Raw genomic sequence first — 13,868 nt, forward strand, 5'->3', positions numbered from 1 at the left:
GGCCGGCGGCCGCCGCCTCGCGAGTCAGTGCTCCGGTCCCTTCATGCGGGCCAGGAAGCGGAAGCGGTCCCCGCGGAACACCGACCGGGTCCACTCCACGGGCGAGTCGTCCGCCGTGAACCCGAGCCGGTGGATCAGCAGCAGAGGGGCCCCCATCTCGATGCCCAGGAGCCGGACGTCGTCCGGGCCGGCGAGCCGGGTCTCCACGGTGTCCTCCGCCGCGACGATGTCGATGCCGTAGTCCTCCCGCAGCGCGGTGTACAGGGACCCGGTCCGGTCCAGGTGCTCCGCCAGGTCGGGCAGCGGCCCGGTGAGCAGGGCGACCTCGTGGGCGAGCGGCTCGCCGTTGATGAGCCGGATCCTCTCCACCCGCGCGAGCTCGGCGCCGGCGGGCACGCGCAGCCGGGCCGCGGTGTCGTCGTCGGCGGTCGCCCGGCTCACGTCGAGGACCGTGGAGGAGCTCGTGAGGCCCTGCGCGGACGCGTCGTCGCTGAACGAGGTGAGCTGGCGGACGTAGGTGAACCGCGGCGGTGCCACGAAGGTGCCCCGGCCCTGGGCCCGGCCCAGCACCCCTTCCGCCACGAGCTCGCCGATGGCCTGGCGGACCGTGGTCCGGGAGGTGGCGTACTGCTCGGCGAGCGCCCGTTCCGTGGGGATGAGCGTGCCGGGGGTCGCGTCCCGCACGAGCGTCCGGATCTGCTCCTTGAGCAGGTAGTACTTCGGGACGTTCCGCGGCTCCGCGCTCATCGGCCCAGCATATCCGCCCGGCATGTCCACCTGGCATGTCGGCCCGGCTGTCGGGGCCGCCGGGGCCAGACAGTCGGGTGTGACCGTTGACACAGAAATTGGTCTAGTCCAAGCTGGGGGAGACGAGTGCCGTGACGATCGCGAACAGCGCGGCGGAGAGAAGGGAACTGCTCATGAGTGCACGAACGAGGCGCCGGTCCCGGGCCGTGGTGCTGGGCACCGGCCTGTCGATGGCCATGGTGCTGTCCGCCTGCGGCGGCGGCGGGGGGAGCGCGAGCGGCAGCGCGGAGGGCGACGGCGTCGTCGAGGTCTGGGCCCACAGCGGCCAGGCGGCCGAGGCCGAGGCGCTCGAGGCCCTCGTGGACGAGTACAACGACTCGCAGGAGGACGTCAGCGTCGAGCTGACCCTCATCCCCGAGTCCGACTACACCAGCACCGTCCAGGCGACCTCCGCGGAGGACCTGCCCGACGTGATGGAGATGGACGCCCCGACGATGGCGTCCTTCGTCTACGACCGCAAGCTCGTGCCCCTGGACGACGTGGTGTCGCAGGAGACCCTCGACAACCGGATCGAGGGCGTGCGGGAGAGCGGCACGTACCAGGACCAGACCTACGCCGTCGGCATGTTCGACGTCGGTCTCGGGCTGTGGGGCAACCAGCAGCTCCTCGACGCCGCGGGCGTGGACGCCCCGACCACCGCCGACGAGGCGTGGACCGCGGAGGAGTTCGAGCAGAACCTGCAGAAGCTGGCGGAGGTCAGCCCCTCGGGCAACGCCATCGACCTGGGCGAGGCCAACGGCTTCGCCGCCGAGTGGGGCACCTTCACCACCACGCCGGTCCTGTGGTCCAACGGCGGCACGCTCCTCCGGGACGGCTCGGCGGAAGGGGTGCTCAACAGCGCCGAGAACGTCGAGGCCCTGGAGGAGTGGGCCTCGTGGAAGGAGCACACGGACCCGAACACCAGCGGTACCGCCTTCCCCGACGGGGACATCGCCCTGACCTGGACGGGCAACTGGATGTACCCCACGTTCAGCGAGGCCCTCGGCGAGGACCTGGTGCTGATGCCCCTGCCCGACCTCGGCAACGGCACCAAGGCCGGCCACGGCTCCTGGCAGTGGGGCGTGACGCCGGCGGCCGGCGGCGACCAGGCCGCGGCCGGCGCCTTCCTCGACTTCCTGCACTCCGACGAGAGCATCGCGAGGATGGTCGAGGCCAACGCGGCGGTGCCCGGCACCACGAGTGCCCTCGAGGGCAGCGAGCTCTACGGCGAGGGCGGCCCGCTGGAGCTGTTCGCGACGAACCTGGCCTCGGCCTGCAGTTCGGAGGAGGTCACGCAGGAGTGCATCGCGGTGGCGCGGCCCATCACCCCGGGCTACCCCACGATCACGAGCTCGTACGGCAGCGCCCTCGCGGCGATCTGGGGCGGGGCGGACCCGCAGGCGGAGCTCGACAGCGCGGCGCGGGCCATCGACGCCGACTTCGAGGACAACAACGGCTACGAGGACCAGTGACCGCCGCGGCGGGGCCGTCCAGCGGCCCCGCCGCGCACCTGCGAGGAGTGCACCATGACCACCACCCCGGGCCTCGCGGCCCCCGCGTCCGCCCCGGAGGACGTGCCCGAGGCGGAGCCCCGGAAGGGACTCCGGCGCGACAGCCTCGCCGGCCCCCTCATGGCGGGTCCCGCCGTGCTGCTGCTCGTCCTGTTCGTCGCGGTCCCGTTCCTCGCGGCCATCGGCTTCTCCTTCTACAACGTCCGGCTCGGCGACCCGCGTGATCCCACCTTCATGGGGCTGACCCAGTACGCCCGGATCTTCACCGACCCCGACGTCTCGAGCCGCTTCCTCAGCGCGCTGCTCCACAACCTGGTCTTCGCGGCCGTGGTGGTCCCGGTGCAGACCGCGCTCGCGCTCGCGCTGGCCATGCTCGTGCAGAAGAGCATCCCGGGGATCGGGGTCTTCCGGTCCGTCTACTTCCTTCCCGTCGTCTTCCCCATCGCGCTGGTGGCCCTCATCTGGCGGCTGATCCTCGCCCGCGGGGACGACGGCCTCCTCAACTCCCTGCTCGGGTTCTTCTCGGGCGGGACCTTCGGGGCCCAGGACTGGCTGGGCTCCGAGCTCACGGCGCTGGCCTCGGTCATCGTCCTGTCCATCTGGCAGGGCGTCGGCTTCCAGATGGTCATCCTGCTGGCGGCCCTGCAGCAGGTTCCCGCCGACCTCTACGAGGCGGCCCGCCTCGACCGGGCCAACGCGTGGCATCGCTTCGTGCACGTCACCCTGCCCGGGATCAACACCACCCTGGTCTTCGTGGCCCTGTACACGATGATCCTGTCGCTGCGCGTGTTCGACCAGATCTACGTGCTGGCGCGCTCCGGCGGCGGGCTCAACGAGGACGCCACCCGCACCGTGATGTACGAGGCCGTGACGTCCGCCTTCGACGAGAACAACATCGGGCGCGCGAGCGCCATCTCCGTGGTGTTCTTCGTGATCGTGGTGGTCCTGTCCCTCATCCAGCGCCGCGCCACCCGCGAACGTGAGGACTGACATGACGCCGACCGCTTCCACCGCCCCCACCGGCCGCCGCCGGCGCAGGACGGACCTGCCCCGCTACGCGGTGCTCGTCGTCACGAGCGTCCTGTTCTTCGCCCCCGTCGCCTACATGGCAGCCGCCTCCCTGGCCCCCGCCTCCCGCACGCTCGCCGGCTTCGAGGTCTTCGACCCGCGCGAGTGGGGGCTGCACAACTACACCGGGGTGGCCTCGAGCCTGTCCTCGGACAGCACCGGTCACCTGTGGCGGTTCTTCTTCGTCTCCTTCACCGTCACGGTCTCCGTGGTGGGGCTCGGCCTGGTCGTGAACTCGATGGCGGCCTTCGCCCTGTCGCGGCTGACCTGGCGAGGCAGGAACCTGGTGCTCCTGGGCATCCTGATGCTGCTCATCGTCCCGTTCGAGGCCGTGGCCGTGCCCATGTTCTACCTCTACAACGACGCCCGGAACACGCTGTGGATCCAGATCGCGCCCTTCATCGGCAACGCCCTGTCGATCTTCCTCTTCTACTCGTTCTTCTCCGGCATCCCCCGCAGCATCGACGAGGCCGCCCGGATGGACGGTGCCGGGCCGCTGCGGGTGTTCTGGCAGATCATCGCGCCCATGAGCAAGCCCGCCTACGCATCGGTGGCGGTGCTGACCTTCCTGACGCAGTGGGGTGCGTTCCTGTGGCCGGTCCTGATGATCTCCGAGCCGAACCTGCGCCCCCTGCCCCTCCAGATCAGCGTCTTCGCGGGCCAGCTCCCCCCGGCGTGGGGGGAGGTCATGGCCTTCGGGGTGCTGCTGGTCGTCCCCGTGATCGTCGTGTTCCTCGTCTTCCAGCGCTGGTTCATCGAGGGCGTGGCGAGTTCGGCCGTCAAGGGCTGACCCGGCCCGCCCCGGCACCGCCCGTCTCTCTCCCCGTCGTCCGGAAGGACCCTCCATGGAAGTGCTCGTCCTGCCCACGGCCCACGACGTCGACGCGCGCGCGGCCGACGTCGTCGCCGACCAGGTCTCGCGCCGCCCGGACACCGTGCTCGGAGTGGCCACGGGCTCGTCCCCCCTGGGGACCTACCGGGAGCTCGCCCACCGGCAGGCCCACGGCCTGCTGGACCTCACGCGGCTGACCTGCTTCGCCCTCGACGAGTACGTCGGACTGCCCGCAGGGCACCCGGCCGGCTACGCCGCGGTCCTGGAGCGCGAGCTAGCCCTGCCCTTCGGGCTGCCGCCCTCCCGGGTGCGGGTGCCGGACGGCTCCCGCGGCGACCTCGAGGCGGCCTGCCGCGACCACGAGGAGGCGGTCGCCCGCGCCGGCGGCATCGACCTCCAGATTCTCGGGATCGGCGCCAACGGCCACATCGGCTTCAACGAGCCGGGATCCTCGCTGTCCTCGCGCACCCGGATCAAGGCGTTGTCCGCGCGGACCCGTGCCGACAACGCCCGGTTCTTCGACGACCCCGACGACGTCCCCACCCACTGCGTCACCCAGGGGCTGGGCACGATCCTCGACGCCCGCCGGGTGCTCCTGGTCGTCCAGGGGGAGCGCAAGGCGGCCGCCGTGGCCGCCGCCGTGGAGGGGCCCGTGTCCGCGATGTGCCCGGCGTCCGTCCTGCAGTTCCACCGGGCGGTCACGGTCGTGGCGGACGAGGCGGCGGCGAGCCGGCTCGCCCTGACCGACTACTACCGGTTCGTGGCCGAGGCCGGGCACCGGCTGCCCCGGGAGGAGGAATGACGTTGCGCCTCGCGGACCACTGGGTCTGGGACAGCTGGCTGGCCGACGACGGACAGGGCTACCACCTCTTCTTCCTGCGGGCCAGCCGCGCCCTGCGGGACCCCGAGAAGCGCCACCGCCGGGCCTCGATCGGGCACGCGGTCTCCCCCGACCTCGAGACCTGGACCCTGCTGCCGGACGCGCTCGTGGCCGGCGAGGAACCGTCCTGGGACGACATGGCCACCTGGACGGGCAGCACCGTGCGGGGCCACGACGGCCGGTGGCGCCTCTTCTACACCGGCATCAGCCGCGCCGAGGACGGCCTGCGCCAGCGCATCGGCTCGGCCGTCTCGGACGACCTGATCACGTGGGAACGCACCGGAACGGGCCCGCTCGAGGCGGACCCCCGCTGGTACGAGAAGCTGGGGGAGGGCACCTGGCCGGACGAGGCGTGGCGGGACCCCTTCGTCTTCTACGACGACGGCTCCCGGCAGTGGCAGATGCTCGTCACGGCACGCGCCGCCACCGGAGACCCGGACGCCCGCGGCGTGGTCGGCCACGCCGTGAGCGACGACCTGGAGCACTGGACCGTCCGGCCCCCGCTGACCGCGCCCGCCGGTTTCGGCGAGATGGAGGTCGTCCAGTCACAGGACGTGGACGGCACCGGGGTGCTGATCTTCTCCTGCCTCCCGGGACTGGCCCCCGGCATCCCGTTCTCGGAGGCCAGCACCGGGACCTGGATCGCCCCCGGCGCGGGCCGGCTCGGGCCGTGGGCGCTCGAGCGCAGCTCCAGCTTCTTCGTGCCCGGCGTCTACGCCGCCCAGCTGTTCCGCAAGCGCGACGGCCAGTGGGTCGTCTTCGGCTTCCAGAACAGCGTGGACGGGAGCTTCGTCGGCGAGATCGCGAGCCCGGTCCCCCTGACCGACCTCCTGACGGAGGGCCGGCTCTTCCCCGACCAGGACCGACCACCCACCCCTGCCCCCACCCCCAGCACAAGGAGCACCTCATGATGAAGAACCTGATGGCCGCGGGCTCCGCGGCCGCCCTGCTCGTGACCACCGGCGTGCTCGCCGCGGCCCCCGCCGCGGCGGTCCCGGACCGCACCACGGACCTCCGCGTCATGTCCTTCAACATCCACCACGGCGCGGACGGCGGCGACGTGCTGGACCTCGAGCGCACCGCCGCCGTGATCGAGGCGTCGGGCGCGGAGGTGATCGGCCTCCAGGAGGTCGACGACGCCTGGTCCGCACGCAGCGACTTCGAGGACCAGGCCGCCCGTCTCGCGGAGCTCCTGGACATGCACTACGTGTACGGCGCGAACCTGGACGTGGCCCCCGCCGAGGGCCGGACCGGGAACAGCCGGTACGGCAACGCGATCCTCAGCGAGCACCCGATCATCGACTCCGAGAACCATCTGCTGACCAGCCTCGCGTACGCGGAGCGGCCCACCGAGCAGCGCGGTCTGCTGGAGGCGGTGATCAACGTGAAGGGTCACCACGTCGGGTTCTACAGCACCCACCTCGACCACCAGCGCGTCGAGCAGCGCGAGCTGCAGGCCCGGGAGATCGTGGAGATCACCGGCGAGAGCCGGCGCCCGGCGGTGGTCGTCGGGGATCTCAACGCCGAGCCCGGCGCCCCGGAGCTGCAGGACCTCCTCTCGGTGTTCACGGACACCTTCGCGGCCCTGGACCAGGACGACGCGTACACCTTCGCCCCGGACGGTGCCCCGGTCGAGGACGCGAGCCTGCGCATCGACTACGTGCTCGTGACCGAGGGCGTGCGGCCGCAGGCCGCGCACGTGGTGCGCACGTCCGCGTCGGACCACCTGCCGATCGTCGCCGACCTCGAGATCCCCCGGTCCCCCAACGGGCTGGTCCGGTAGGTCCCGTCCCGGTCCGACGCCCCGCACGACCAGCAAGGAGGTGAGGCCCTTGGGCTCCGAGAAATCCCCGCGCAGGACGGTCCTCTCGGGCCGCGTGCACACCGGCTACGCCGAGCACCGGGACGGTCTGGTGGTCGTGGAGGGCGATCGCGTCCTCCACGCCGGACCGCGCTCCGGGTATCCCGGCGGCGACCCGGTGGAGCACCACGTCCTGGCGCCCGGACAGACAGTCCTGCCGGGGCTCGTGGACGTGCACTGCCACGGCGGCTTCGGAGCGGACTTCTCCTCCTCGGAGGAAGGGCCGGTGCGTGCCACCCTCGACGCCTTCCACCGCCAGGGCACGACGACGCTCGTGGCCAGCCTGGTCACCGCCGCGCGGGAGGACCTGCTGGCCGCCGAACCGCTGCTGGCGGCGCTCACCGAGGAGGGGCTGGTCGCCGGGATCCACCTGGAGGGCCCGTTCCTGTCCACGGCCCGGTGCGGGGCGCAGGATCCCGCGTGGATGCGGGAGCCGGACCTCGGACTGGCCTCCGACCTCATCGCCGCCGCGGCGGGGACGCTCCGGACCATGACCTTCGCCCCGGAGCTGTCCGGGTCCGGGGAGCTGGCCGAGCTGCTCGTCGCCCACGGTGTGGTCCCCTCGCTCGGGCACACCGACGCGGACACCGCGACGGTCGACACCGCGCTGCGCCGGCTGCAGGCGCTGCTCCGCCACGCCGCCGCGGACGGTGCTCCCCGGTTGCCCACGGTGACGCACCTGTTCAACGCGATGCCCGCCATCCACCACCGCTCGCCCGGGCCGGTGCCGGCCTGCCTGCGCGCTGCGGCGCAGGGCCGAGCCGTCGTCGAGCTCATCGCGGACGGCACGCACCTGGACCCCGGCATCGTGCTGTGGGCGTTCGAGCTGGCGGGTGCGGACAGCATCGCGCTGGTCACCGACGGGATGGCCGCCACCGGGCTGTCGGACGGCACCTACACGCTGGGTGCGGCGGAGGTGCGGGTGCAGGACGGGGTGGCCTCGCTGGTCTCCAACGGCTCGATCGCGGGAGGCACGGCCACGATGCTGGAGGTCCTGCGCCGGACCGTCGCGGCGGGCGTCCCCATCGGCGACGCGCTGCACTCGGCCACCGTGGTCCCGGCCCGTGTCCTGGGCCTGGAAGGAGAGGTCGGGAGCCTGACGACCGGGGCGCTCGCGGATCTCCTCGTCGTGGGGGAGGATCTCGAACTGGGCGCCGTGATGCGGCGGGGCGAGTGGATCTCCGGTGTCCCGCCCGGCTGACGCCGGCCCCGGCCCGGGCCCCGGCCGGTCTCCGCGACCCCGTTCCCGTTGCACCGACCACCGGAGCTCGACGCGGCGGCGTGGCCGACGGCTGCCACCTCGGGACAGGTGCGGGGCGCGGGTGGGTAACGATCCCCGGGGTCTCCCAGCGGGGCGCTGGGGGCGCGGCGTAACCTGACCCTGTCGGAAGGAGCCCGTCATGACACAGCGCAACGAAGCGTGGCCCGCCGGAACGCCCTGCTGGGCCGATCTCACCGCGTCCGATCCCGGCCGCACGCAGGAGTTCTACCGCCGGGTGCTCGGGTGGGAGTACGGCAGCCCGGACCCCGAGCGCGGCGGCTACTGCAACGCCCTGGTCGGCGGCGCCCCCGTGGCGGGGCTCTCCCCGGCGGCCCCGGACCTGACGGGCGTCCCGCACGTGTGGCAGGTGTACCTCGCCTCGACCCGGATCGACCTCTGCGCCGAGCGGGTCCGCGCCGCCGGCGGCACGCAGCTGATGGAGCCCGTGGAGGTGGGCCGGTCCGGCCGGATGGGCGTCTGGCAGGACCCCACCGGGGCGTCCTTCGGGATGTGGCAGGCCGGGGAGCACATCGGGTTCGCGGCGGTCGACGTGCCCGGGAGCGTGGCCTGGTGCGACCTCATGACCCCCGACCACCACACCGCCCGCGACTTCTACGCCCAGGTCTTCGGCTACCACTACGAGGACATCGGCGAGGAGGGCGTCTCCTACGCCACGTTCACGGTGCCGCACGGGGAGCGCCCGGCCGGCGGGATCGGCGGGACCGACCCCGGAGCGGAGAACGCCCCCGCGGTGTGGTCCGTCTGCTTCCAGGTCGACGACGTCGACGCCGCCGTCCAGCGCGTGCGCGAGGCCGGCGGGTCGGTCATGGAGGACCCGTTCGACTTCGCGTACGGGCGGCTGGCGGTTGTGGCCGGCCCGGACCGGGAGTCCTTCGCGATCATGACGCCCGGGGAGCCGATGTAGTCCGCCGGCGTGCCCCGAGCCGTGTCCTGCGGGGCCGTCGCGGTGCGTCCGCGAGCGGTCCGTGACCGGGGTCACCCGGCGGTAGCATGGTGACCCAGCGACCATCCACCGCAGTCTCCACCACCTCCACAGAGATCGGAGCGACATGAACTCCATCGTCCTCGCCGTGGTCGGTGTGGCCATGATGATCCTCGGGTACCTCCTGTACTCGAAGTACCTGGCCCGCCGGATCTACAAGCTCCAGGACTCCTTCGTCACCCCCGCCCACGAGCTGGGCGACGGAGTGGACTACGTGCCCACCAACAAGTACGTGCTGTGGGGCCACCACTTCACCTCCGTGGCCGGCGCGGCGCCCATCGTGGGACCCGCGATCGCCGTCATCTGGGGCTGGGTGCCCGCCTTCCTGTGGGTGACCATCGGCACCGTCTTCTTCGCCGGCATCCACGACCTCGGCGCACTGTGGGCCTCCAACCGGCACAAGGGCAAGTCCATCGGGTCCCTGTCCGGGCAGTACATCGGCCACCGCGGCCGGAACCTGTTCCTGGTCGTGATCTTCCTGGTGCTGCTCATGGTCAACGCCGCGTTCGCCGTGGTCATCGCCGGCCTGCTCGTCGGCACGCCCACGGCGGTGATCCCCACGTGGGGCGCCATCGCCGTCGCCCTGCTCATCGGGCAGGCCATCTACCGGTTCAAGTGGAACCTCGCGGTCGTGTCCGTCGTCGGCGTCGTGGCCCTCTACTCCCTGATCCTCATCGGCGACCGGTTCCCGGTGGTGCTGCCGGAGACGATCCTCGGGCTGTCGGCCACCGCGTTCTGGATCGTGGTCCTGTTCCTCTACGCCGGCGTGGCCTCGGTGCTGCCCGTGTGGATGCTGCTCCAGCCCCGCGACTACATCAACGGCCTCCAGCTGTTCATCGCCCTGGGCATCCTCTACGGCTCCGTCCTGATCTCCGCCCCGACCGTGGTGGCCCCCGCGTTCAACGACTCGCTCCCGGAGGGCACGCCCAGCCTGGTGCCGCTGCTGTTCGTGACCATCGCGTGCGGTGCGATCTCCGGGTTCCACGGGATCGTGGCCTCCGGCACGTCCTCCAAGCAGCTGGACAAGGAGACCGACGCCCGCTTCGTCGGCTACTTCGGGGCGGTCGGCGAGGGGCTCCTCGCGCTGGGCGCGATCATCGCGACCACCGCCGGGTTCCGGACCATCGCCGACTGGGAGGCCGTCTACACCGCGTTCGGCCAGGGCGGCGTGGCCGCCTTCGTGCAGGGCGGCGGCGCCATCGTCAACCAGGGCCTGGGCATCCCCGCCGGGCTCAGCGCCACCATCCTGGCCACCATGGCCGTCCTGTTCGCGGCCACCACCATGGACACCGGCATCCGTCTGCAGCGGTTCGTGGTGCAGGAGGCCGGCCACATCCTGGGACTGAACGTCGGCAAGGCGCTGGCCACCGTCATCGTCCTCGCCGTGGCCATGGGCCTCACCTTCGGCGCCGGCGCGGACGGTTCGGGCGGCCTGCTGATCTGGCCGCTGTTCGGCACCACCAACCAGCTGCTGGCCGGTCTCACGCTGTCGATGATCGCGGTGATCCTGCTGCGCAAGGGCCGTCCGGTGCTCCCGGTGCTCGTCCCGCTCGTGTTCCTGCTGGTGATGTCGGTCTACGCCCTCATCGTCCAGATGGGGCAGTTCTACGCCACCGAGAACTGGTTCCTGCTCGTGCTCGACGTCATCATCCTCATCGCCGCGGTGTGGGTCATCTTCGAGTCCGTGATCGCGATGACGCACGCGAAGAAGAACCCGCCCGAGCTCGACGAGGAGCGCGTGAGCACCTCGGCCGGGGAGGCCCGCGAGCTGTGACCCGGTGAGCGTCCTGAACCGGTTGCGCACCGTGCAGGCCCGCCTCGGGGCGGGCCTGCACGAGTTCTACGTGGCCCCCTACCGGCGCACCTTCGCCCGCGCCCAGCGCGACGAGGAGGACCTGTTCATGATGCTGGTCCTCTCCGAGGCCCTGGGCGTGCCCAACCCCGCCAGCTACTACACCGTGGAGCTGCTGCCCGTGGTCTACGACCGGTTCCACGACTGGCACCGGCGGATGGGCATGGAGCGCTCACCCCTGGAGCACATCTCATGCTGCTAGAGCTCGCCGCCGCCCGCCGGGTCCTGTTCGTCGGCGGCAAGGGCGGCGTCGGCAAGACCGCCGTCGCCTCCGCCACGGCCCTCGCCCAGGCCCGCGCCGGCCGCCGGGTGCTGGTCGTCTCCACCGACCCCGCCCACAACCTCGGGCACCTGTGGGAGCGCCCGGTGGGGGACCGGGTCACCCCGCTCGCCCGGGACCTGGGCGGCTCCGGACTCCTCGACGGCCTCGAGGTGGACCCGGTGGCCACGACCGACGCCCACCTCGCCGCCGTGGGCGCCACGATCCGCCGGCTCATGCCTGAGCACCTCGCCGCCGAGGTCGACAAGCACATGGAGCTCGCCCGCGACTCGCCGGGCACCCACGAGTCGGCGGTGCTCGAGCGGATCGCCGAGCTCGTGGACACGGGCCTGGACGACTACGACCTCATCGTCTTCGACACCGCGCCGTCCGGGCACACCGCCCGGCTCATGGCCCTGCCCGAGATCATGTCCGCCTGGACCGAGGGGCTGCTGCGGCGCCGCGGCAAGGCGGAGAAGTTCGGCGCCGCCCTGCGGGGTCTCGAGGACCGGGACGCCGCGAGCGAGAGCATCGTGGGCACCGGACGGCCCCGGGACCCCCGCGAGGAGCGGGACCTCGAGATCCGGCGGATCCTGCTGCGCCGCCGCGAGCGCTTCGAGGCCCTGCGCGAGGTGCTGGTGGACGCCGAGCGCTGCAGCTTCGTCATCGTCCTCGCGGCCGAGCGGCTGCCCGTCCTCGAGACCGTCGAGCTGCACGAGCAGCTGGTCCGCGCCGGCGTGCACGTGGGGGCCCTCGTGATCAACAAGCGCTCCCCGGCGGACGCCGGGGACTTCCTCGCCGAGCGCCGCGCGCTGGAGGAGGTGCACGTCGCCACCCTGCGCGAGGCCCTCCCGGACGTCCCGCTGCTGCAGGTCCCGCTGCTGCCGGGGGACGTCGTGGGCCAGGAGGCGATCGAGCGGTTCGGGGCCGCGCTCGCCCAGGCGGATCTCAGGGCCACGTGACACCCTGACGCGCATGACCTCCACCGCGGACCGTCCGGACGCCGCACGACCACGAGTCCCCGCCGATCTCGGGCCGTGGATCCTCGCCGGCGTCGCAGCGACCGCCCTCGCCGTGGGCCTGGCCGAGCTGCTCGCCTGGGTGACCGGGCCGGTGGGCGCGCCGCTCACGGCGGTGGGCGGGGTGATCGTGGACGTGGTGCCGGCCCCGGTCAAGGACGCGGCGATCGCCCTGTTCGGCACCGCGGACAAGCTGGTGCTGCTGCTGGTCATGGCCGCCGGGCTCGTGGCGGTCGGCACCGGCATCGGGGCGGCTCAGCGCGCCAACCCTCCGATGGGCGTGGTGCTGCTCGGCGTGCTGGGGCTCCTCGGGCTGCTGGCGGTGCTGACGCGGGCGGGGCCGTCCGTGGCGGACGCGGTCCCCGTCGTCGTCGGGACGGGCGCCGGGGCGCTCTTCCTGACGGTGCTCACCCGCCGCACCGGTCCCTCCGCGCGGCCCGCGGCAGAGCTCGACCGCCGCGGCTTCGTCCGGCTCTCCGCGGCCGCGGCCGTGCTGGGCGCCGCCGCCGGCGTCGCGGGACGCTGGGCCTCCTCCGCGGCCGCGCGGGTTCCCGCGGCGCGCGACATGCTCCGGATCCCGCCGCCCGCGGTGCGCGACCCGATCCCCGCGGGCGCCGACCTCGGCATCGAGGGCGTGGAGCCCTGGCTCACCCCCGCCGACGACTTCTACCGCATCGACACCGCGCTGAGCGTTCCCCGCATCGACGTGGCGGACTGGCGGCTGCGGATCCACGGGATGGTGGACCGCGAGATCGAGCTGAGCTTCGAGGAGCTCGTCGCGCGTCCGCTCGCCGAGCACGTGGTGACGCTGGCCTGCGTGTCCAACCCCGTGGGCGGGGACCTCGTGGGCAACGCCGTGTGGACGGGGGTGCCCGTGCGGGACCTGCTCGCCGAGGCCGGTGTGCAGGCGGACGCGGACATGGTGCTCTCGACCTCCGAGGACGGGTTCACCGCCGGGACCCCCCTCGACGCGCTGCTGGACCCGGGCCGAGACTCCCTGGTGGCGGTGACCATGAACGGGGAGCCGCTGCCGTTCGAGCACGGCTACCCGGTGCGCATGGTGGTGTCCGGACTCTACGGCTATGTCTCCGCCACCAAGTGGCTGGTGGACCTGGAGGTCACCCGTTTCGACCGCGACGAGGGCTACTGGACCCCGCGCGGATGGTCGGCGCTCGGGCCGATCAAGACCGCGTCCCGGATCGAGGTGCCGCGCGCCGGGGACCGGGTGGACGCCGGGGAGGTGGTGATCGCGGGCACCGCCTGGGCCCAGGACACCGGGATCGCCGCGGTGCAGGTCAGCGTGGACGGGGGGCCGTGGCAGGAGGCCGACCTGGGCGAGGTGCCCTCCGACGACACGTGGCGGCAGTGGGTGCTGCGTCCGGAGCTCACCGGCGGTCAGCACACCGCGCGGGTGCGGGCCGTCGACCGGGACGGGACCGTCCAGACGGCCGAGGAGGCCCCGCCCGCCCCGGACGGCGCCTCCGGGTGGCACGAGCGGACGTTCACGGTGGCCTGACCGGCCCCTCCGCGACGCCC

Annotated in this window: 13 protein-coding genes; 12 read left to right on the top strand and 1 reads right to left on the bottom strand. The window is 72.8% G+C overall.

Annotation, left to right across the window (positions count from 1 at the left end; all coding sequences use genetic code 11):
• Positions 1-24: 24 nt before the first annotated feature.
• Positions 25-747, bottom strand: a complete 723-nt coding sequence (locus ACH9D2_RS05475) for a GntR family transcriptional regulator (RefSeq protein ID WP_396361746.1) — start codon at positions 745-747, stop codon at positions 25-27.
• 173 nt (positions 748-920) lie between these two features.
• On the opposite strand from ACH9D2_RS05475, the gene ACH9D2_RS05480 reads away from it, so the two are divergent.
• The 12 genes from ACH9D2_RS05480 to ACH9D2_RS05535 all read left to right on the top strand — a co-directional run bounded on the left by ACH9D2_RS05480 (position 921) and on the right by ACH9D2_RS05535 (position 13,848).
• Positions 921-2,258, top strand: a complete 1,338-nt coding sequence (locus tag ACH9D2_RS05480; protein WP_396361747.1) for an extracellular solute-binding protein — start codon at positions 921-923, stop codon at positions 2,256-2,258.
• Between the two features lie 54 nt (positions 2,259-2,312).
• Entirely contained in the window at positions 2,313-3,287 is a 975-nt protein-coding gene (locus ACH9D2_RS05485; protein WP_396361749.1) for an ABC transporter permease subunit, read from the top strand.
• 1 nt (position 3,288) lies between these two features.
• Positions 3,289-4,155: a carbohydrate ABC transporter permease gene (locus ACH9D2_RS05490; protein WP_396361750.1), complete on the top strand. Its 867-nt coding sequence runs from the start codon at positions 3,289-3,291 to the stop codon at positions 4,153-4,155.
• A 55-nt stretch (positions 4,156-4,210) separates the two neighbouring features.
• Positions 4,211-4,999, top strand: coding sequence for a glucosamine-6-phosphate deaminase (nagB, locus tag ACH9D2_RS05495; protein WP_396361752.1), 789 nt, complete (start codon positions 4,211-4,213; stop codon positions 4,997-4,999).
• Positions 4,996-5,988, top strand: a complete 993-nt coding sequence (locus tag ACH9D2_RS05500) for a glycosyl hydrolase family 32 (RefSeq protein ID WP_396361753.1) — start codon at positions 4,996-4,998, stop codon at positions 5,986-5,988. Before nagB ends, ACH9D2_RS05500 begins: the two co-directional genes overlap by 4 nt.
• Positions 5,985-6,860 carry an endonuclease/exonuclease/phosphatase family protein gene (locus ACH9D2_RS05505; protein ID WP_396361755.1) on the top strand — a complete coding sequence of 292 codons (876 nt, stop codon included), beginning with the start codon at positions 5,985-5,987 and terminating at the stop codon, positions 6,858-6,860. Before ACH9D2_RS05500 ends, ACH9D2_RS05505 begins: the two co-directional genes overlap by 4 nt.
• A gap of 40 nt (positions 6,861-6,900) precedes the next feature.
• On the top strand, positions 6,901-8,139 hold the full coding sequence (nagA, locus tag ACH9D2_RS05510; protein WP_396361756.1) for an N-acetylglucosamine-6-phosphate deacetylase: 1,239 nt from the start codon (positions 6,901-6,903) through the stop codon (positions 8,137-8,139).
• Between the two features lie 199 nt (positions 8,140-8,338).
• The gene (locus tag ACH9D2_RS05515; protein ID WP_396361757.1) at positions 8,339-9,124 is read left to right on the top strand and encodes a VOC family protein; all 786 of its coding nucleotides are present in this window, start codon (positions 8,339-8,341) and stop codon (positions 9,122-9,124) included.
• A gap of 145 nt (positions 9,125-9,269) precedes the next feature.
• Positions 9,270-10,976 (top strand): carbon starvation CstA family protein, encoded by a 1,707-nt coding sequence (locus ACH9D2_RS05520; RefSeq protein WP_396361758.1) that lies wholly within the window; start codon positions 9,270-9,272, stop codon positions 10,974-10,976.
• A gap of 4 nt (positions 10,977-10,980) precedes the next feature.
• On the top strand, positions 10,981-11,256 hold the full coding sequence (locus ACH9D2_RS05525) for a cory-CC-star protein (protein WP_396361760.1): 276 nt from the start codon (positions 10,981-10,983) through the stop codon (positions 11,254-11,256).
• Positions 11,247-12,275, top strand: coding sequence for an ArsA family ATPase (locus tag ACH9D2_RS05530; RefSeq protein ID WP_396361761.1), 1,029 nt, complete (start codon positions 11,247-11,249; stop codon positions 12,273-12,275). The genes ACH9D2_RS05525 and ACH9D2_RS05530 overlap by 10 nt, the downstream gene beginning before the upstream one ends.
• 13 nt (positions 12,276-12,288) lie before the next feature.
• Positions 12,289-13,848 carry a molybdopterin-dependent oxidoreductase gene (locus ACH9D2_RS05535; RefSeq protein WP_396361763.1) on the top strand — a complete coding sequence of 520 codons (1,560 nt, stop codon included), beginning with the start codon at positions 12,289-12,291 and terminating at the stop codon, positions 13,846-13,848.
• Positions 13,849-13,868 lie beyond the last annotated feature (20 nt).

This window comes from Kocuria rhizosphaericola, assembly GCF_044462205.1.
GTDB classification, from domain to species: domain Bacteria; phylum Actinomycetota; class Actinomycetes; order Actinomycetales; family Micrococcaceae; genus Kocuria; species Kocuria rhizosphaericola.

Excerpts from the sequence above, each read along its gene's own strand:
- ACH9D2_RS05475 (WP_396361746.1), bottom strand. The coding sequence starts at position 747 with ATGAGCGCGGAGCCGCGGAACGTCCCGAAGTACTACCTGCTCAAGGAG.
- ACH9D2_RS05480 (WP_396361747.1), top strand. The coding sequence starts at position 921 with ATGAGTGCACGAACGAGGCGCCGGTCCCGGGCCGTGGTGCTGGGCACC.
- ACH9D2_RS05485 (WP_396361749.1), top strand. The coding sequence starts at position 2,313 with ATGACCACCACCCCGGGCCTCGCGGCCCCCGCGTCCGCCCCGGAGGAC.
- ACH9D2_RS05490 (WP_396361750.1), top strand. The coding sequence starts at position 3,289 with ATGACGCCGACCGCTTCCACCGCCCCCACCGGCCGCCGCCGGCGCAGG.
- nagB (WP_396361752.1), top strand. The coding sequence starts at position 4,211 with ATGGAAGTGCTCGTCCTGCCCACGGCCCACGACGTCGACGCGCGCGCG.
- ACH9D2_RS05500 (WP_396361753.1), top strand. The coding sequence starts at position 4,996 with ATGACGTTGCGCCTCGCGGACCACTGGGTCTGGGACAGCTGGCTGGCC.
- ACH9D2_RS05505 (WP_396361755.1), top strand. The coding sequence starts at position 5,985 with ATGATGAAGAACCTGATGGCCGCGGGCTCCGCGGCCGCCCTGCTCGTG.
- ACH9D2_RS05515 (WP_396361757.1), top strand. The coding sequence starts at position 8,339 with ATGACACAGCGCAACGAAGCGTGGCCCGCCGGAACGCCCTGCTGGGCC.
- ACH9D2_RS05520 (WP_396361758.1), top strand. The coding sequence starts at position 9,270 with ATGAACTCCATCGTCCTCGCCGTGGTCGGTGTGGCCATGATGATCCTC.
- ACH9D2_RS05530 (WP_396361761.1), top strand. The coding sequence starts at position 11,247 with ATGCTGCTAGAGCTCGCCGCCGCCCGCCGGGTCCTGTTCGTCGGCGGC.
- ACH9D2_RS05535 (WP_396361763.1), top strand. The coding sequence starts at position 12,289 with ATGACCTCCACCGCGGACCGTCCGGACGCCGCACGACCACGAGTCCCC.